Origin of the sequence: Arthrobacter sp. Rue61a (assembly GCF_000294695.2) — a bacterium.
Lineage (GTDB): Bacteria > Actinomycetota > Actinomycetes > Actinomycetales > Micrococcaceae > Arthrobacter > Arthrobacter aurescens_A.
The window spans coordinates 1637177-1655471 of sequence record NC_018531.1 but is presented as its reverse complement, the minus strand read 5'-3'; the positions used below and the strand labels follow the sequence as shown (position 1 = coordinate 1655471).

Annotated in this window: 19 protein-coding genes; 3 read left to right on the top strand and 16 right to left on the bottom strand. The window is 62.3% G+C overall.

Annotation, left to right across the window (positions count from 1 at the left end; translation table 11 throughout):
* Nucleotides 1–20: 20 nt before the first annotated feature.
* The 8 genes from ARUE_RS07620 to ARUE_RS07590 form a co-directional block, all read right to left on the bottom strand.
* Nucleotides 21–1325: an MFS transporter gene (locus tag ARUE_RS07620; RefSeq protein ID WP_014921301.1), complete on the bottom strand. Its 1305-nt coding sequence runs from the start codon at nucleotides 1323–1325 to the stop codon at nucleotides 21–23.
* A 51-nt stretch (nucleotides 1326–1376) separates the two neighbouring features.
* Complete coding sequence (locus tag ARUE_RS07615) at nucleotides 1377–2288, bottom strand: SseB family protein (protein ID WP_011774320.1); 912 nt, start codon at nucleotides 2286–2288, stop codon at nucleotides 1377–1379.
* Nucleotides 2288–3031, bottom strand: coding sequence for a bifunctional 1-(5-phosphoribosyl)-5-((5-phosphoribosylamino)methylideneamino)imidazole-4-carboxamide isomerase/phosphoribosylanthranilate isomerase PriA (gene priA, locus ARUE_RS07610; protein WP_014921300.1), 744 nt, complete (start codon nucleotides 3029–3031; stop codon nucleotides 2288–2290). The genes ARUE_RS07615 and priA overlap by 1 nt, the downstream gene beginning before the upstream one ends.
* A 49-nt stretch (nucleotides 3032–3080) precedes the next feature.
* Nucleotides 3081–3239 (bottom strand): CG2302 family histidine operon protein, encoded by a 159-nt coding sequence (locus ARUE_RS24075; protein ID WP_011774318.1) that lies wholly within the window; start codon nucleotides 3237–3239, stop codon nucleotides 3081–3083.
* Nucleotides 3240–3983, bottom strand: a complete 744-nt coding sequence (gene hisH, locus ARUE_RS07605; RefSeq protein ID WP_011774317.1) for an imidazole glycerol phosphate synthase subunit HisH — start codon at nucleotides 3981–3983, stop codon at nucleotides 3240–3242.
* Entirely contained in the window at nucleotides 3980–4606 is a 627-nt protein-coding gene (hisB, locus tag ARUE_RS07600) for an imidazoleglycerol-phosphate dehydratase HisB (protein ID WP_011774316.1), read from the bottom strand. The genes hisH and hisB overlap by 4 nt, the downstream gene beginning before the upstream one ends.
* Nucleotides 4607–4652: 46 nt before the next feature.
* Nucleotides 4653–5771 carry a histidinol-phosphate transaminase gene (locus ARUE_RS07595; RefSeq protein WP_014921299.1) on the bottom strand — a complete coding sequence of 373 codons (1119 nt, stop codon included), beginning with the start codon at nucleotides 5769–5771 and terminating at the stop codon, nucleotides 4653–4655.
* A 78-nt stretch (nucleotides 5772–5849) separates the two neighbouring features.
* The gene (locus tag ARUE_RS07590; RefSeq protein WP_014921298.1) at nucleotides 5850–6209 is read right to left on the bottom strand and encodes a LysM peptidoglycan-binding domain-containing protein; all 360 of its coding nucleotides are present in this window, start codon (nucleotides 6207–6209) and stop codon (nucleotides 5850–5852) included.
* 349 nt (nucleotides 6210–6558) lie between these two features.
* Here ARUE_RS07590 and lexA point away from each other — a divergent pair, with 349 nt between their 5' ends.
* Nucleotides 6559–7302 carry a transcriptional repressor LexA gene (lexA, locus tag ARUE_RS07585; RefSeq protein ID WP_011774313.1) on the top strand — a complete coding sequence of 248 codons (744 nt, stop codon included), beginning with the start codon at nucleotides 6559–6561 and terminating at the stop codon, nucleotides 7300–7302.
* A gap of 78 nt (nucleotides 7303–7380) precedes the next feature.
* On the opposite strand, the gene ARUE_RS07580 is transcribed toward lexA, so the two are convergent.
* Nucleotides 7381–9441 carry an ATP-dependent DNA helicase gene (locus ARUE_RS07580; RefSeq protein ID WP_014921297.1) on the bottom strand — a complete coding sequence of 687 codons (2061 nt, stop codon included), beginning with the start codon at nucleotides 9439–9441 and terminating at the stop codon, nucleotides 7381–7383.
* A complete protein-coding gene (gene hflX, locus ARUE_RS07575) occupies nucleotides 9434–10996 on the bottom strand; it encodes a GTPase HflX (RefSeq protein ID WP_043470004.1) in 1563 nt (520 codons plus the stop codon). The genes ARUE_RS07580 and hflX overlap by 8 nt, the downstream gene beginning before the upstream one ends.
* Nucleotides 10997–11536: 540 nt before the next feature.
* Between hflX and ARUE_RS07570 the strand changes: the two genes are divergently transcribed.
* Nucleotides 11537–12151, top strand: coding sequence for a class I SAM-dependent methyltransferase (locus tag ARUE_RS07570; RefSeq protein WP_014921295.1), 615 nt, complete (start codon nucleotides 11537–11539; stop codon nucleotides 12149–12151).
* Here the strand turns inward: ARUE_RS07570 and dapF are convergent.
* From dapF to ARUE_RS07540, 6 genes are all read right to left on the bottom strand, one after another.
* Entirely contained in the window at nucleotides 12132–13100 is a 969-nt protein-coding gene (gene dapF, locus ARUE_RS07565; protein ID WP_014921294.1) for a diaminopimelate epimerase, read from the bottom strand. The two genes, ARUE_RS07570 and dapF, sit on opposite strands and share 20 nt — an antisense overlap.
* A 46-nt stretch (nucleotides 13101–13146) precedes the next feature.
* Complete coding sequence (miaA, locus tag ARUE_RS07560) at nucleotides 13147–14073, bottom strand: tRNA (adenosine(37)-N6)-dimethylallyltransferase MiaA (RefSeq protein ID WP_014921293.1); 927 nt, start codon at nucleotides 14071–14073, stop codon at nucleotides 13147–13149.
* 19 nt (nucleotides 14074–14092) lie between these two features.
* Complete coding sequence (gene miaB / locus ARUE_RS07555) at nucleotides 14093–15586, bottom strand: tRNA (N6-isopentenyl adenosine(37)-C2)-methylthiotransferase MiaB (RefSeq protein ID WP_014921292.1); 1494 nt, start codon at nucleotides 15584–15586, stop codon at nucleotides 14093–14095.
* 53 nt (nucleotides 15587–15639) lie between these two features.
* Entirely contained in the window at nucleotides 15640–16182 is a 543-nt protein-coding gene (locus ARUE_RS07550; protein WP_043470000.1) for a regulatory protein RecX, read from the bottom strand.
* Nucleotides 16172–17215, bottom strand: coding sequence for a recombinase RecA (gene recA / locus ARUE_RS07545; protein WP_011774305.1), 1044 nt, complete (start codon nucleotides 17213–17215; stop codon nucleotides 16172–16174). Before recA ends, ARUE_RS07550 begins: the two co-directional genes overlap by 11 nt.
* A gap of 258 nt (nucleotides 17216–17473) precedes the next feature.
* The gene (locus ARUE_RS07540) at nucleotides 17474–17698 is read right to left on the bottom strand and encodes a DUF3046 domain-containing protein (RefSeq protein WP_011774304.1); all 225 of its coding nucleotides are present in this window, start codon (nucleotides 17696–17698) and stop codon (nucleotides 17474–17476) included.
* Nucleotides 17699–17739: 41 nt separating this feature from the next.
* Here ARUE_RS07540 and ARUE_RS07535 point away from each other — a divergent pair, with 41 nt between their 5' ends.
* Nucleotides 17740–18279 carry a MarR family winged helix-turn-helix transcriptional regulator gene (locus tag ARUE_RS07535; RefSeq protein WP_051024926.1) on the top strand — a complete coding sequence of 180 codons (540 nt, stop codon included), beginning with the start codon at nucleotides 17740–17742 and terminating at the stop codon, nucleotides 18277–18279.
* Nucleotides 18280–18295: the final 16 nt, after the last annotated feature.

The following is an 18295-nucleotide window of genomic DNA, read 5'->3' as shown; positions in this document are numbered from 1 at the left end:
TTGCTTGGTTATACCGCGCCTCAGACGCGCGCGGACCGGCGGCGCAAAGACGTGAGGATGAGGCCCGTAGCGCAGAGAGCGACGCCGGCGATGCCGACGGCCGCAAAGCCGCCCGACGGCCCAACCGTGTCAATGAAGACCCCGGCGAGAGGAGCGCCCAACGCAACGCCAGCGGTCAGTGCGGAGCCGTACCAGCCCATCGCTTCACCCCTGCGTTCCTCGTCCACCAGGTCAGCCACCTTCTCCGACGATGCCGACAAAACCGGGGCGCACAACAGGCCGGGCAACAGCGACAGGAACGCAAGGGTCCACGTGTCTTGGGCGAAGCCCATAGGTATGGTGAGGGCGGCCATTCCAAGCAGCAAGAGCATTGGCGAGATGGACCGCTTCATGGACCCGTAGATGAGTCCGCCAACTACCGACGCGGCGCACCAGAAGAAGAAGACAATTCCGATTTCATTCTCGTGCCCGCCACGTTCCAACAGCCCGACGATGCTGACGTCGGACCCGCTAAGCACCATGCCCGATCCCGCAGCAACCGCGAAGAGTGCCGCAACAGAGACCGTGAACCAGGTGAAGTTCCTGGCGACCCGGGTCCGAAGGGCTGCTGTACGCGAGGTTGCCGACGCCATCTCCGATGCCGCCTCCTGAACGTGGGCAGGCGCTGAAGCCACCATGGCAGCCTCCGCGGCAGCGAGGTCAGCTGCGGCCCGGTCTGCCGATTCTTGTGGGCTGCACACCACCTCGCTGCGTGTTGGCGGGTTGAACCACATGAGGAACAGTCCCGCCACAGAGACGGAGATTCCCACCGCGGTGAGACCAATTGCCGAGAAGCCGCTGGTGGCAACGATGGCACCGACTGCCGGGCCGATCATGAAGACCAGCTCGGTGGCGATGGAATCAAGGGCGAACGCCGAACGCCTCTGCTCACCATCCACCATGACGCCCAACGACTGGCGGACAACGCTGAAGATCGGCAGCGTGAAAAGGCCGCCGACGAACACCAGCGGCAGCAGCCACTCGTATGAAACGTGCGGAACGACCGACCAGATGACAGTTTCGGAGACAACCGAAGGGATCAGTGCCTTCCTGAGGCCCACCATGTCCACCCGGCGGCCACGCCACGGTGCACCCACCGCGATGCCGATGGTCATGACGGCTGCTGCCGCACCGGCAGCAGCGTATCCCTGGCCCAGTGTGAGCACGATGTGCAGCGTCAGCAGCACTCCGGCAGCCGAGTGCGGAATGCGGGCAATCATGCCCACTATCAGTAGACGCCGGACAGGACGGATGGACAGCATCTCTTTGTAGAGAGCGAAGTTCACTGGCTAAATCCTCTTGTTCCCCAGGGCAGCCCCGGGGAACCGGTGCTGCCGTTAATGCCGCGTGGGCTCCTGTGCTGCACGCTGCAGTTTTACTTCCATGGAATCAACGCTTTCGGCAAAGGAATCCATCTGCGCCCACGCCTCGTTCAGTTGGGCAACGAGAGTTTGCACCGCTACGGCGTCGAGTCCATCCTCAAGGAAAAGAACAACGCGTAGCTCCGGCCCCGCACCGCCTCCTGAGACCTGACGACCATCGGCCGTCAGCGACGAAACACCGCCGCCGGGTTGCGTCTCGAGTCGACGGACCGTCCGGAAGGCCGTGACCGTGGAACCGAGAGCAGCCTCCAGTTGATCATCAAGGTATGACGGCGTCCAGTCCTTCTGCTGGGCAAGGGCCCACATGGCCGGGCGCCGCACAACAAAGGCAAAGTCGGAACCGGGATCCAACACCAACAGTTGTGCGCCTTCAGATACTGCCGAAAGTGCTGCGCGCGCGGCGTAAACGGCAACCGGCCGCGCCTCCGAATGCCATGCCTCGAGGGCGGCTGCGGAAGTAAATACCGGCATGGCCGTGCGGCCATCAGGAGCCTTAAGTGTGACCAACGCCATATCCGCTTGCTTGTCAGCGTGCAGGCCGTCAACGCCTTCGGCTTCTTCAGCCAGCTGAGCAACCACCGGAACGAAAACCCGTGCCGTCGCCAGGGAGGCCACAACGTCTGCCTCACTGCCTGTTCCGTTGATCAGTGCCGCCACGGCGGCTACGTACCCGGGGTCCGCTGAGCCGTCGTCGTCCTCGAAATTGTGGATCTTGGCGTCGTCACCGCTGAGGCTCCTGCCGGCCCAGGGCTGGCCTGCAGAGTCGGTAGCTCCCCCGGCGCCGGCCAACGCGGCCGCAATGTGGCCGGGAAGCTCACGCCGTCCGTGGCCGTGATCCCCATGCCCGTGTCCTTCGTCGTGGGGCATCAGCGTCGGCCGGCAACGTCCAGGGCTTCGGGCAACGTGAAGGCACCCGCATAGAGCGCCTTGCCTACGATCGCGCCCTCAACGCCCAGAGGTACCAGTTCGCGCAGGACACGGAGGTCTTCCAAGCTGGAGATTCCGCCCGACGCGACAACAGGCTTGCCGGTCTTCTCCACCATCTGGCGCAGAAGTTCCACGTTGGGGCCCTGCAGTGTTCCGTCCTTGGTGACGTCGGTGACTACATAACGCGCACAACCTGCATCCTCGAGGCGGGCCAGAACCTCCCAGAGGTCGCCGCCCTCCTTGGTCCAACCGCGCCCGGCAAGAGTTGTACCGCGGACATCAAGGCCGACCGCGATTTTGTCACCGAAGCGGTCGATTGCTTTCCGGGTCCATTCCGGGTTCTCCAACGCTGCCGTACCGAGGTTTACGCGCGCGACGCCCAGTTCCAGTGCACGTTCCAGGGACTCGTCGTCCCGCAAACCGCCGGAGAGCTCCACCTCGACATTGAGCTGCGACACGACATCGCTGATCAGCGCGGCGTTGTTTCCGCGCCCGAAAGCGGCGTCAAGGTCCACCATGTGCACCCATTCGGCACCGTCGTTCTGCCAGTTCAAAGCTGCTTCAAGGGGTGTGCCGTAGCTGGTTTCCGAACCGGCTTCTCCCTGAAGGAGGCGGACTGCCTGACCGTCAACAATGTCGACGGCGGGAAGGAGTTCCAGAACGGACTGGGCGGAGGTGGTCATGTGTGTCCTTGGAGTTTGAAAGGTGACGCGGGCTTGTTGAGCGCCTGGTTCAGTTACCCAGCGTCAGGAGATAAGCGGCCAGCAGGGACATCCCGGCCAGCACATAGAAAGAAATGGAAACCCACCGCGGCTTTTTCTGCTGGTGGAAGGAGATACCCCCACCCACCAGCAAGCCCGCGAGGCCCATGAGTATTACCGACCACCACATTTAGGCGGCACCGCTTCCGGATGCTTCCTGAGCGGGCTTGCGGAGGCTGTCCACCCAATTGCGCAGGAGCCGCGCTCCGGCGTCGCCTGACTTCTCCGGGTGGAATTGCGTGGCGCAGAGAGGGCCGTTCTCCACCGCAGCAATGAAGCGTGCACCGTGCTCTGACCACGTGACCATGGGAGGAGCCATTCGGGGCTGCACGACGTCGAAATTCCACTCCTGAACACCGTAGGAGTGCACAAAGTAGAAACGTTCCTCTTCCACGCCGGCGAAGAGCTTTGAGCCCTCCGGCACGTCTACCGTGTTCCAGCCCATGTGAGGGACCACGGGGGCGGGCAGGAGCTCAACCTTGCCGGGCCACTCGGCCATGCCTTCGGATTCGGTGCCATGCTCAACACCGGCTTCGAAAAGGACCTGCAAGCCGACGCAGATGGCCAGCACAGGGCGGCCACCGGCAACCCGGCGCCCGATCATGCGGATGCCGTCAACGGACTTAAGTTCCTTCATCACTGTCTCGAAGGCACCAACCCCGGGAACCACCAGACCATCAGCGTTGAGCACGTCCTCAGGCTTGGAGCTCAACACCACATGGGCGCCCGCGCGTTCAAGCGCACGGACAGCGGACCGAACGTTGCCCGATCCATAGTCCAATACGGTGACGGTGGGCTTGCCTTCCGGCGACTCCGGCTTCACGGACGCAATGGCATCCGCCACTGCCCCATCCTTCAAAACCTGGCCGCTCATAGTGCGCCCTTGGTGGACGGAATGCCCTCCACTCGGGGATCGGACTCCACGGCCGCACGCAGCGCGCGCGCAAAGGCCTTGAACTGGGCCTCTACAATGTGGTGCGGGTCCCGTCCGGCAAGGACGTTCATGTGCAGGCAGATGCCGGCGTGCAGCGTGATGGCCTCAAAAACGTGACGGGTCAGCGATCCCGTGAAGTGCCCGCCGATCAGGTGATACTCCTGTCCGGCCGGCTCACCGCCGTGGACCAGGTAGGGACGTCCGGAAACATCAACGACGGCGTGAGCCAAGGCTTCGTCCAAGGGAACCGTTGCTTCACCAAAGCGACGAATACCGGCTTTGTTGCCCAAGGCCTGGCGAAGGACCTCCCCGAAGGTGATGGCGACATCTTCCACCGTGTGGTGCGCATCAATGTGGGTATCGCCGGTTGCCTTGACGGTCATGTCAATCAGGGAATGCTTGCACAGTGCCGTCAGCATGTGGTCATAGAACGGTACCGAGGTACTGATGTCGGAGACACCGGAACCGTCCAGGTTGATCTCCACCAGGACGGAAGACTCGCTGGTGGTGCGCTCCATGCGCGCAGTGCGGGCAGCGGTCGGCGTGGCGCCGGTTTCGCTCATTGGGACGTCCTTATACACGGAGGGTGGGTTGGGTCTATGGACAAGTTTAGGCGCGGTGTGGCGCTGTGCCGTCCAGCAATGCTTCCAAAGCCTCCAGGAAAGCTGTGGTTTCCGGCTCGGTTCCGGCAGTGACGCGCAAGTGTCCGGGGATGCCGACATCGCGAATCAGCACGCCGGCATCCAGCAGGCCCTGCCAGATGGTGTGCGGATCCTCCAGTCCTCCAAAGAAGACGTAGTTGGAGTCTGATGCCGCAGGCTTGAGGCCCATGCGCAGCAACTCAGTAACGATGCGGTCGCGCTGAACCTTGATGTCCTCAACATCGGCCATAAGGGCTTCGCGGTGATTGAGAGCTGCGAGGGCCGTTGCCTGCGTGACGGCAGAGAGGTGGTACGGGAGGCGGACCAGCCTGATGGCGTCCGTGACTTCCGGGGCAGCCGCCATGTATCCGAGCCTGGCGCCCGCCAAGGCGAATGCCTTGCTCATGGTGCGCGAGACGATCAGACGCTCGCGTCCGGCCAACAGGGTCAAGGCGCTCGGAGTATTGTCGTGCGCGAACTCGTGGTAAGCCTCATCCACGATCACAATGGCCTGGCTCGCTTCGCCGGCCTCATAGACGGCCTCGACGACGTCAAGGCTCAGGCCTGTACCCGTGGGGTTATTGGGTGAACACAGGAACACAATGTTGGCTCCCGTTTCCCGAACCTGGGCAGCGGCTGATTGGGCATCCAGCCCGTAGTCGTCGGCACGCACTCCGCGGACATACTCGGTGTCTGTGCCACTGGCAAGCAGGGGGTACATGGAGTACGTGGGAGGGAAGCCCAAGGCCTTGCGGCCGGGTCCGCCAAATGCCTGAAGGATCTGCTGCAGGACTTCATTGGATCCGTTGGCGGCCCAAATGTTGTCCGGAGAAAGTCCGTGGCCAAGGTACTCGGCCAAGGCTTCACGAAGTTCCGTGAACTCGCGGTCCGGATAGCGGTTCAGTCCTGTGGCCGCAGCGGCTACGGCCTCGGTGATGGCGGCTTGGACATCTGCGGGGACGCCATGAGTGTTCTCGTTGACATTGAGCAGAATGGGGACATCAAGCTGCGGTGCGCCGTAGGGGCTCAGTCCACGCAGGTTGGTCCGGAGGGGAAGTCGGTCAAGTCGCTCAAGCTGGTCACTCACCAACTTAGTTTAAGGGGCCTCCGGCACTGCCGACTAACTGTGACGCCCGATCACGGGTTCCTGCGGATGGGAACTGGCTCAGTTCGCCGGAACGAACAGCTGCTGGCCTGGCAGGATGCGACCGCCGCGGAGGTCGTTCAGCTGGATGATCTCGGCGATGACATCCCGAGGGTCCCGCTCGGGAGCGGCAGCGCCGGCGATGCCCCACAGGGACTGCCCCGGCTGAACCGTGACGGTGACGGCAACGGGCGGACGCAGTTGGGACTGCGAGTCCGAGGCCTTGGCTGGAGAGTTGATGAAACCGGCCAGGCTCAGCAGTGCCGCCACCAGCAGCATTGCCGGAATGCCGAAGAAAACAATCCGTCCCCGCCGGGTGAGACGCAGGCGAGCAGATGCCTGGGTGGTGCGGAAATCAGCGAACGTAGTGATTGCGGACATGAGCTGAGCCCTTCTGAGCTATTGCCAAGCTCCGGGGTGCCCGGTGCTTGGCGGCCAATTCTTGGTGTTCCCTTCCTCTGGCTCCGGATATTCGAACGCTATGTTCGAACATCCGGCTTCAGCATCAGGTTTATAGAACACATATTCGAACCTTGCTATGACATTTTTAGCACTTATCAACGAACGGTGTCGAGACTCGCTAGAACAAATGTTTGATAAACGCCTGTGCCTGCCCTACGTTTGAGTGAAGAAACAGCACTGTTTCAGTGGAACAGGAGGGTCTGACATTTTTTGCAGACCCGACAACCCCGGGCACGGTTCGGGGCCGAACGGAAGGGCATTGGCGAACATGGCAGCGAAAGCCACAGGCGGCGGGGCACCCCTGCGGAGCCAGCAGCCTCAAAAGAGTCCCAAGAGCCTGACTGTCCGGCAGAAGAAGATCCTGGAGACCATCCAACGGTCGGTCAATGACAACGGTTACCCGCCCAGCATGCGTGAGATCGGCGACACCGTGGGTCTGGCCAGTTTGTCGAGCGTTACTCATCAGTTGTCCCAATTGGAGAAGCTTGGTTATCTCCGCAGGGATCCCAAGCGTCCGCGCGCCATGGAAGTCCTGATGCCGCTGACCCTTGATGGTGGGGCGATTCCGGGAGTGGAAGCGCCCACCACCCTTCGCAGCGCGGGTGGCCTTGCCGTAACGGAACTCGCCAGCGCCAGCGATACCGCCATGGTTCCGCTGGTTGGCCGCATCGCTGCCGGTGGCCCAATCCTGGCTGACCAGACGGTGGAAGACGTACTTGCACTCCCCCGGCAACTTGTGGGGCACGGCGAATTGTTCATGCTGAAAGTGGCCGGCGACTCCATGATTGATGCCGCCATCTGTGACGGTGACTGGGTGGTGGTCCGCCGCCAGAACGACGCCATCAACGGCGACATCGTGGCCGCCCTGCTGGATGACGAAGCAACCGTGAAGACCTTCCGCCAGCGTGACGGCCATACGTGGCTGCTCCCCCAAAACACCCAGTACGAACCCATCCTCGGCGATCAGGCCACCATCATGGGCAAAGTAGTTTCGGTACTGCGCTCTCTCTAGACGCCGTTCCCCCTAGACGCAGCTCCATCTAGACGCCCCTTCCCGTGGACACCAGCAGGTGTCCACGGGAAGGTTGCGCTACGGGGCCTTAGCCGAGCCCAGACGCTCCAGAACGCCTCGGACCACTGATCGGTCCGTCGTTGCCCAGAAGGGCGGCAGGGCGGCACGCAGGAAGCCTCCGTAACGTTCCGTCGAAAGCCTCGAGTCGAGCACTGCCACTACCCCTTTGTCGCCCGTCGAGCGGATCAGGCGGCCAGCGCCCTGCGCCAGCCTGATGGCAGCGTGCGTTGCTGATACGGCCATGAAGCCATTCCCGCCTGATTGTGCCACTGCCCGGGAGCGGGCAGTCATGAGGGGATCATCGGGGCGCGGGAAGGGAATGCGGTCAATCACCACCAGACGGCATGAGCCGCCAGGAACGTCGACCCCCTGCCACAGTGACATTGTTCCAAAGAGGCAGGTGTCCGGCTCATCCGCGAATTGCTTTACGAGGGCCGCCATAGTTGATTCGCCCTGGCAGAGGATATCCACGTCCAGCCGGAGTCGCATGGCATCGGCTGCTTCCTCTGCCGCACGCCGTGAGGAGAACAGGCACAGAGCCCCGCCTCCGGAGGCCCGGATGAGGTCTTCCAATTCGTCCAGCGCCTCGGGCGAAGTTCCCCGACCGGGTTTGGGCAGGTGCTTAGCCACGTACAACACACCCTGCTTGGGGTAGTCAAAGGGCGATCCGACATCGATCCCTGTCCAACTCGGGGCACCGTCGCCAATCAGGCCGAGGCCGCCTGCTGCCGGCTCGAAGGCAGAGCCTATGGCCAGCGTGGCGGAAGTCAGCACCACGGTATGGCCGGCGAAGAGGCCCTCCCGAAGCCGTCCCGCGACACTGAGCGGGGCGATATTGATCAAAGCCGGGGCAGTCTCATCCGGTTGCGAATAGCCCTGCTGGGGGTCGAATGTGCTGTTCCGCGAGAACCAGACAACTTCCCGGTTCTCTTTGGCGGCCAGCATTCGCTCGCACAGTTCCAGGATGAGCATGAGCCGTGAGCGCGCGAGCTGGCGGCCGCCGTCCACTGCGCTTGACGAATCAGTCTTCGAATCCGAGAGCGCAGCGCGCGTGGCGTCCCGCAATTGGTCCAGGCAATCGAGCTGCTCGTCATTGAGGCCACTGGGCAACAGCCCGTTGGATACGCCGGCGATGGCCATATCCAGCCGGTCCGCTGCAGCGTTGAGGGCGTCCACTGTTATGGCTGTGTGCTTGCGGGCACTGGATGCCGCAGCGTGGACCATCGCCACCGACAACTGCCCTGATACGGCACCGGTCACGCGGTCCTGAAGCTCATGCGCCTCATCAACCACCACGACGTCGTACTCAGGCAGCACAGCGAGGCCTTCGAAGGCGCTGACGGCAAGCATGGCATGGTTGGTGACCACGACGTCGGCCTCCCCCGCCCTGGAGCGCGCCAGCTCGCTGAAGCACTCCTCGGCCAGAGGGCACTTCTGCGCACCCAAGCACTCCATGGACGTGACGGACACCTGACGCCAGGCCCTGTCAGTGACGCCCGGCATCAGTTCGTCCCGGTCGCCCGTAGCGGTCTTCTCCGCCCATTCCCGGAGGCGGACTACTTCCTTGCCCAGCTGGGATTGCGGCCCGCCCATGGAGGCAGCAAAGTGAGGCACGCTGGTGTCCTCGCCCAAGGAGAACAGCTGCCCTTCGGAGGGCTCTTCGCTGGGGAATCCGCCTTCAAGTTTCTGCAGGCACACGTAATTGGCCCTGCCCTTGACCAGTGCCACGTTGACCGGACGCTCAAGGGCAGGATTGATCGTCTCCAGCAGCCGGGGAAGATCACGGCCGACGATCTGAGTCTGGAGTGCCAAGGTGGCGGTGGACACGAGCGTCGGTTTGTCGCTGTCCATGGAATGAGCGATCAACGGAATCAGGTAAGCCAAGGACTTACCCGTTCCCGTTCCCGCTTGGACCAGCAAATGCTCTCCGGTCTCAATAGCCCGGGTTACATACTTGGCCATTTCGTGCTGACCCGTACGGCTTTGTCCGCCCATGCCGGCAACAGCCCGGTCCAACAACTCGAGGGTGGCTTTCTCCCCCGCCGACTCGACGCCGTCCGCCGCCACCTTCTCAACCATTACTGACGAATGACTCCAGTTCGGCAGCCAGACCTTCACGCACCATGACAACTACGCGGGTCCCGTTCTCCTCATGCTCAAGGCTGAGGATTTCCGAGTCGGAATTGTGCAGTTTGTTGATCATTTCCCCGCGGTCGTAGGGAATGAGCAGTTCAAGGCGCACGCCAGGCCGCGGAATGGATCGGCTGATGTCTTCCAGCAGTTCGGCAATACCCTGACCCGTGCGGGTGGACACCACAGCGTGGCGGGGTTCCTTCTGCTTAAGGCGCTCCACCACAAAGGGATCCGCGACATCAACCTTGTTGAGGACGATGATTTCCGGAACCTTGCGGGCATCCACTTCGGTGAAAACGGCCCTTACTGCGGCAATCTGGCCCTCAGGATCAGGGTGCGATGCATCCACCACATGGAGGATCAGGTCCGCATCTGCAACTTCTTCCAACGTGGACCGGAAAGCCTCAATCAGCTGGGTTGGCAGTGAACGAACGAATCCAACGGTATCTGCGAGGGTATAGCCGATGCCATCCGGGGTTTGCGCCTTGCGGACCGTGGGATCCAAGGTGGCGAACAGGGCGTTCTCCACCAGGACACCGGCGTCGGTAAGGCGGTTGAGCAGGGACGACTTGCCGGCGTTCGTGTACCCGGCGATGGCGACGGACGGAACAGCATTACGACGGCGGTTGGCGCGCTTGGTCTCGCGCGCTGGCTTCATCGCGGCGATTTCACGACGCAGCTTGGCCATGCGGGTGCGGATTCGCCGTCGATCAAGTTCGATCTTGGTTTCACCCGGACCACGCGAGCCCATGCCAGCGCCTGCTCCACCCACCTGGCCACCGGCCTGACGGGACATGGAGTCACCCCAACCACGAAGCCTCGGGAGCAGGTATTCGAGCTGTGCGAGCTCAACCTGCGCCTTGCCTTCCCGGCTCTTGGCGTGCTGGGCGAAGATGTCCAGGATCAACGTGGTCCGGTCAACGACCTTGACCTTCACAATGTCCTCAAGGCCGCGTCGCTGAGACGGCGCGAGCTCTGTATCCACCACCACGGTGTCTGCGCCGGTGGCGGCGACGATGTCCTTGAGTTCCTGGGCTTTACCGGAACCAAGGAAGGTCCCGGGGTCCGGCTTCTGCCGACGCTGAACCAAGCCATCCAGCACCTCGGATCCGGCGGTCTCAGCCAGTGCCGCGAGTTCGCGGAGGGAGTTCTCTGCATCAGCAAGAGTCCCCTCGGTCCACAGGCCGGCCAGGACAACTCGCTCCAGGCGCAGCTGCCGGTATTCGACCTCAGTGACGTCCTCAAGCTCGGTGGACAGTCCCGCGGTACGGCGAAGAGCGCGGCGTTCAGCCAAATCTTCCTGATCGCCGTCGAAGATGCTGTGTTCCTGGTCCAGCGTGGAAATCGCCTGCGCCTTGCCGAACACACCATTGGCGTCGTTGTCGTCGGATGCCTGCGCAGGTACATCCTTGGAAAGAATCCGGTCGATGACGGCCTGGATTTGTTCAGGACTCATGTCCTGGGCGTCGGAATCGGATCCGGAGTGCTTCTGGGTGGTCATGGTCTCCTTAGACTGTTCGGCAATTCCAGAATAGTGCTGTTTGCTGCTGGGTGGGGCGCTATTCGCGCTGGGCTGACGGGCATCGGCCAAAAGGGCCTCCTGTGTACTGGGCAGCCCGGGCCTTGTGGGGGCAGGGCTGTTGTGATGTGGCGTGGTTGATTCCGCGGGGAGGGTCCTTGGCCAAGGTGAGGATGCGCTGCCTGTCCCTGCGCTTCGGCCGCAAAACGTTAGCGGTCCACGGCGAATAGAAAGGCGGGACGGGATCTTCAGAGTGTCCGGCTCGGCATGGAACCAACGGACTGAGCCGTTGCGACCAAACTGGGCCATTGGGACCTGCCGGGCGGAAAGGCCGGGCCGGGCTGAAATGCCAAGCGGGGCCTGCGTCGCGGGCGGTGCCATACAACACCTGATGAATCAGGCGTTGTTCGGCTGATTACTCGAAGATCAAGAACATGCGCTCCACTTTAGCAGCCGTTGTCAACCCTGCCGTGGACGGAGGCGGTTTCCCAAGCCGACGATAGCCAACTAATCTGGCAAATTATGGAGTCTGCACACTATTTCACCGCCCAACCGGCAGGACCGTTCACGCGCAAGCCACTCACAGTTGAACTCGCTGGGGCCACGCGCCATCTGCAGACCTCATCGGGCATCTTCAGTCCCGACGGTGTAGACAAGGGCACGGCGGTGCTTTTCGCCGAGGTTCCACCGCCGTCACCGAAGGGTCACCTTCTGGACATCGGCTGTGGCTGGGGCCCGATTGCCCTGACCCTTGGCCTGATGGCGCCACATGCCCACGTTCATGCCGTGGACGTGAATGAGCGTTGCATCGCGCTGACCAACGAGAACGCGACGGCGCTCGGCCTCACCAACGTCACGGCGAGCCTCCCGCACGAGGTAGATCCCGCCGTCGAATTCGACACCATCTGGTCCAACCCGCCCATACGCATCGGCAAGGACGAACTACACTCGCTGCTGCTGACGTGGCTGCCCCGGCTGGCCCCGGGAGGCAACGCCTGGTTGGTTGTGCAGAAGAACCTGGGCTCGGACTCCCTCCAGCGATGGCTCGCCGCCGAACTGGACAGTTCTTACACGGTTTCCCGTGAAAGCACGTCCAAGACGTTCAGGATCATCCGGGTCAGGAAAGCGTCCCAGTAGCCACAATCACGGCCGGGCCGCTAAGTTCCACATGCTCGCGGCCGCCTGCCCCGGGGAAGAACTTCACACCCACGACGCCGCCCGGCACTTTGACGTGCCAGTCGTTCGGGGCTGTGTCCCCCGCCCAGTGACGGATCGCGACGGCGGCGGCACACGCGCCCGTGCCGCAGGACTGTGTCTCCCCCACGCCACGCTCGTGAACGCGCATGGTGATGGTTCCTACACCGTCCTCCACCAGCGGCTCGGCGGGGACCACAAACTCGACGTTGGTTCCATTGGCGGGCTTGGGATCCACCACGGGAGCCTTGAACAGTTGTGTGGCTGAAAGCTCGCTAAGTTCCGCAAGGGCAACTACCGTGTGGGGATTGCCCATGCTGACTGACAGGCCGGGCCTTGGCACTTCCAGGCCCTCGGCGCTGACCAGTGCATCCATGGCCTTGCTGGTGGCTTCCTCGGGGAAGATGAACTCCCACGGGCCCATATCCACGGCATAGCCGTTGACCGTGCGTACAACCTTTTTTACGCCGCCGCGTGTGCCGATAGTGAGGGTCTGACCGGGCCCCAGGTCCACCAAACCCTCCGCGATCAGAAAATGGACGAAGACGCGCACGCCATTGCCGCACATCTCGGAAAGCGAACCATCCCCATTGCGGTAGTCCATGAACCACTCTGCTTGGGGATCCTGCTCCAGGGCAACGCGGCCTTCCGGGAGAAAGCGGGACGGGACCGCCCGGATAAGGCCGTCACCCCCGATGCCCACATGGCGGTCGCACAATTGCGCCACCTGCTCAGCCGTGACCTCATGGGCGTCCCCGGGATCAGCGATAAGCACAAAGTCATTGCCCGTTCCGTGACCCTTGGAAAATGTCAGGCCTGCGAGGCTGGGAGGTGTCACTGACACGTCGGCAGTTGCGGCCTGCCGGGCGGGAACTGCGGCGGTTTCATCCATGGTTCTAGGCTACCTGCCGCGCCTGTTCGGCCAGAAATTGCATCGGCTACGTCGAAGCCGCGTTGACCACCTTGACCGCCTTGTCCACAAGCTCCGGATCCTGCCAACCCAGCCACGTGATGCGTGGATCCGCCCGGAACCACGTCAGCTGGCGGCGTGCGAACTGCCTGGTGGCCACGATGGTTTCCTCAGCTGCAGTGTCTGCGGTCATCTCACCGTCAAGAACCTTCAGGAACTGGGCATACCCCAAGGCGCGCGAAGCTGTCTTGCCGCTCCGCAACCCGACGGCGTCGAGTCGTTCAACTTCTTGTTGAAGACCGGCCTCCACCATCCGATGGACCCTCACGGCCAGACGTTCCCTTAGTTGCTCCCGATCCACTTCAAGGCCGATCTGCAGTGCAGGCTGGAAGTACTCCCGCTGCGGCATGAACGAACTAAAGGGGCGGCCAGTGAGGCCGTGGACCTCCAAAGCACGGATCACGCGCCGGGCGTCGCCGAGGCGGGCCGCCGACACGGGATCGACTTCCTCCAGGCGGGCACGCAGCGGCGCAAGCCCGTTGTTTTCGTACTGTTCTTCCAGCTCCTTGCGGAGTGTGGGATCAGTGCCGGGAAACTCCAGCACATCCAAGGCGGCCCGCACATACAATCCGGATCCGCCCACGAGGATAGCGCGCTTTCCCCGCGAGTGAATGTCATTGATGGCAGCGCGGCATTCATCTTGGAAGTCCGCGACGCTCGCCTCCTGGGTGACGTCCATGGAGTCCAGCAAATGGTGTGGCACACCCCTGCGCTCTTCCACTGTGATCTTGGCGGTTCCAATGTCCATGCCGCGGTAAAACTGCAAGGCGTCGGCGTTGATCACCTCACCATCCAAAGCAAGGGCGAGGTTGACGCCCAGATCCGACTTACCGGAACCCGTGGGGCCTACAACTGCAATGACAGGCCGAGGAAGTTCCCGACTGGTGAACGACATGAGGTCCTGTGATCCGTCTCTAAGCGCGACGAGTTGGCAGCGACGGCATGCCCAACGACACACCGGCCTTGCCTGACGCCGCTCCTGCTGCGGGTACTCCGCAGGAATCAGCCTGCGAACGGTCCCAGGCATCCCCTGCGCGGGAGCGGCGCAAGAGGTAATCGTCTGCGCCCGCCGGGTCAGCTACAAGGTGGAAAGCAGCGGCCTCCGTAATGGTCACCGTGACGAAGTCACCCGGCCTCGGAGCCTCAGCACCTGCAGGCACGGAGAAGTGGACCAGCCTCTGGTCCTTGGAACGGCCGGACAACCGGTGTGTTTCACCGGCCTTCCGCCCTGACTGCGCTGTGACCAGGACCTCCACCTTCCGTCCCAGCTGCTTGGCGTTCTCTTCTGCAGCAATGCGGTCCTGCAGCGCCGTGAGCCTTTCGTAGCGCTCCTGCACCACGGCCTTGGGGAGTTGCTCCGGAAGGTCTGCGGCCGGCGTGCCTGGCCGCTTTGAGTACTGGAACGTAAAAGCGGACGCAAACCGCGACTTCTCCACGACATCCAGGGTCGCCTGGAAGTCTTCTTCGGTTTCGCCCGGGAAGCCAACGATGATGTCCGTCGTGATGGCGGCGTGGGGGATGCGGTCCCGCACTTTGTCCAGAATCCCCAGGAATTTGCTGGAGCGATATGAACGACGCATGTCCTTGAGCACTTTGTCCGAGCCGGACTGCAACGGCATATGCAGCTGTGGCATGGCGTTGTGTGTCTCGGCCATGGCGTCTATGACATCGTCCGTAAATGCAGCGGGGTGGGGGCTGGTGAAACGAACACGCTCCAGACCTTCGATTTCACCGCAAGCACGCAGGAGTTTGGAGAATGCCTGACGGTCACCAAACTCCACACCGTACGAATTCACGTTCTGGCCCAGCAACGTTACTTCCACAGCTCCGTCATCAACGAGTGCCTGGATTTCGGCCAGGATCTCGCCCGGGCGCCGGTCCTTCTCCTTGCCACGAAGCGAGGGCACAATGCAGAAAGTGCAGGTGTTGTTGCAACCCACGGAGATGGAGACCCATCCTGCATAGACCGAGTCACGCTTTGTGGGGAGCGTCGACGGGAACACATCCAGGGATTCGAGAATCTCCAGTTGCGCCTCATTGTTGTGACGGGCACGGTTCAGCAAAGCCGGAAGAGCCCCCACATTGTGCGTTCCGAATACAGCGTCAACCCACGGCGCCTTCTTCACAATAGTTTCGCGGTCCTTCTGGGCCAGGCAACCGCCAACTGCAATTTGCATACCGGGGTTCGCCTCTTTGACCTGCCGCAGCTGGCCGAGGTTTCCGTAGAGTTTGTTGTCTGCGTTCTCCCGGACAGCACACGTATTGAAGACCACAACATCCGCCACCTCCCCGTCAGCGGGCACATAGCCGGCCTCTTCAAGGAGCCCCGCCATGCGCTCGGAATCATGGACGTTCATCTGGCAGCCAAAAGTCCGAACCTGATAGGTCTTGGGCTCACCAGCACTCATGGACGCAGCAGAAGGAGGGGTGGCAGCTATTGGGGAGGGAATGGTCAAACTCACTACTCAAGGGTACCGGCTTCTGCCAGCACCTCACCGACGATTCTGAAAGCCAAGGAAGGGGGATACCCTTTGCGTGCCAGCATGGATGCAAACCGGCGGGTGTACTTGTCCCGCTCGGCCCGATCTGACAAATCCATGCCCGGCCGCAGCTTGCGCTGAACGAGCTCCCGGGCAGCCAATTCCTCGTCTTGGTCACTGAGCTGCGAGAGGGCCTCTTCCGCTGCGTCCAACTCGATGCCTTTGTCTGCCAGTTCACGACGAATGGCACCCTTGGCAAGCTTTTTGCTTTGCGAGCGGCTCCGGACCCACATTCTGGCAAACTCAGCATCATCGATCAGCTGAACCTCTTCGAAGCGATCCAGAACTGCCTGCGCCACGTCCTCGGGAACATTGCGTTCCGCGAGTTTCCGGGACAACTGCAGCCGACTCCGCGGCGCCATCGTCAACTGCCTCAGCACGATGGCACGCGCCACGGATTCGGGATCAGGTTCGGGATCGGCCGCAACCGAAGAATTCGGATCCGGCCCTCTTCTAGCCGTCAACGGCCTTCAGTTTCGGGGAATCTTCTTCCGTCTTGACGACGCCCACGCCAAGCTTTTCCTTGATCAGGCGCTCAAGCTCCTGAGCAAGCTCAGGGTTATCCCGAAGGAATCGACGCGAGTTCTCCATGCCCTGGCCGAGCTGATCGCCGTCGTACGTGAACCACGAGCCCGACTTCTTGATGATGCCGTGCTCCACACCCATGTCAATAATGCCGCCCTCGCGGGAGATGCCCTGACCGTAGATGATGTCGAACTCGGCGATTTTGAACGGCGGAGCCATCTTGTTCTTGACGATCTTCGCCTTGGTGCGGTTACCGACGGAGTCCGCACCTTCCTTCAGGGTCTGGATACGACGGACGTCGATTCGCACTGAGGCGTAGAACTTCAGGGCCTTACCACCGGTGGTGGTTTCCGGAGATCCGAAGAACACGCCGATCTTTTCACGCAACTGGTTGATGAAGATGGCGGTGGTCTTGGTCTGGCTCAAGCGGCCTGTGATCTTACGCAATGCCTGGCTCATGAGTCGGGCCTGGAGGCCAACGTGGGAGTCGCCCATTTCGCCTTCGATTTCGGCGCGGGGTACCAGGGCCGCCACGGAGTCAATGACCACGATGTCCAGCGAGCCGGAGCCCACCAACATGTCCATGATCTCCAGGGCCTGCTCACCGGTGTCCGGCTGGGAGACCAGGAGTGCATCCGTATCCACGCCAAGCTTGGCAGCGTAGTCCGGGTCAAGGGCGTGCTCAGCGTCAATGAAGGCTGCAATGCCACCTGCCCGCTGCGCGTTGGCCACGGCATGAAGCGCAACGGTGGTCTTACCCGAGGACTCCGGGCCGTAGATTTCCACCACTCGGCCTCGCGGCAGGCCGCCAATGCCAAGGGCGACATCCAGTGCAATGGAGCCGGTCGGAATGACCTCAATCGGCGCGCGGGTGTCATCACCCAGGCGCATGATGGAGCCTTTGCCGAACTGCTTGTCGATCTGGGCAAGCGCTGCTTCGAGCGCCTTCTCACGATCCGGGGTTGCCGCCATGGTTCACACCTCTGATGCTTTCTCGCTGTGGAGTGGCCCGAAGGGCCGCTTTCCTGTCACGTCAGACGCTATTACGGTGCTCTGACATTTTTAGTAGCCGGCAATGGCTATGTGGATAACCGGGCTGCCGGAGGCTCTGGAATGCGTCCTTCGAGATCAATTTTCCTCTCACAGGAGCATATCCCCACCCGAACAGATATTCGAACAACGTCCCGGCGTGTCCCATGCCGGGACGCCGTCACCATCGGGTGCCGGAGTTCAATTGGCAGTCGGTTTGATATCCCTGCCAAGCCTGCGTTCGGGGGGAACATCCTGGACCTCACACATGGCCAACCAGACCTCGCGGGGCTGATAACCGGAGGCCAACGCCTCCACGGCAGTCCGTCCGCCAACGCCGGCGAGTACCAGCGAGTTGGCCAGGACCCGGGAGTAGCCTGCCCCGAATTCATCGTCCATCAGTCGCCAAAAGTCACTTGCCCTCACGGATAGAGTCTCTCATGGCCCCGGACTCTAGAATGGTTGCCATGAGCAATCCTCTCCAGAGCACGCCAAGTACGGCCGTGCCAGGCGACGCCGCGGACGACGCCCTCCAGCAGGTTGAACACCAGCTGAGCCTGCTCTGGCGCCGTGCCCGTTCTATCTCCCACCAGTTGTCGCGCCAGGTCCACCCTGACATGGAACCTGCCGCCTATGGACTCCTCACAGTCATCCGCCGGGAGGGGCCCATCCGGCTCACTGACCTGGCCACGTGCATCGGGGTAGGCAAGCCCTCCGTGAGCCGCCAGATCGCCTTTCTGGAAAGCATCGGCCTGGTGTACAAAGAAGCGGATCCCCAGGACGGCAGGGCCCAGTCCATCCGGTTGACGGATAAGGGCGAAGAGAAGATGCACCAGGTTCAGGATGCCCGCAGGCAGGTGTTCCGAGAACGACTCGGCGAATGGCCACTGGAGGACGTCCAAACGTTGGCTGATTACATGGGCCGGCTCAACGCGATCTACGGCGACGGTGTGCTCAACGTGAAGGAACCTGGAATCGACGCCGAGGACAAGCCCACGGGCGTTTAGGCAGCATCCTGCCGCG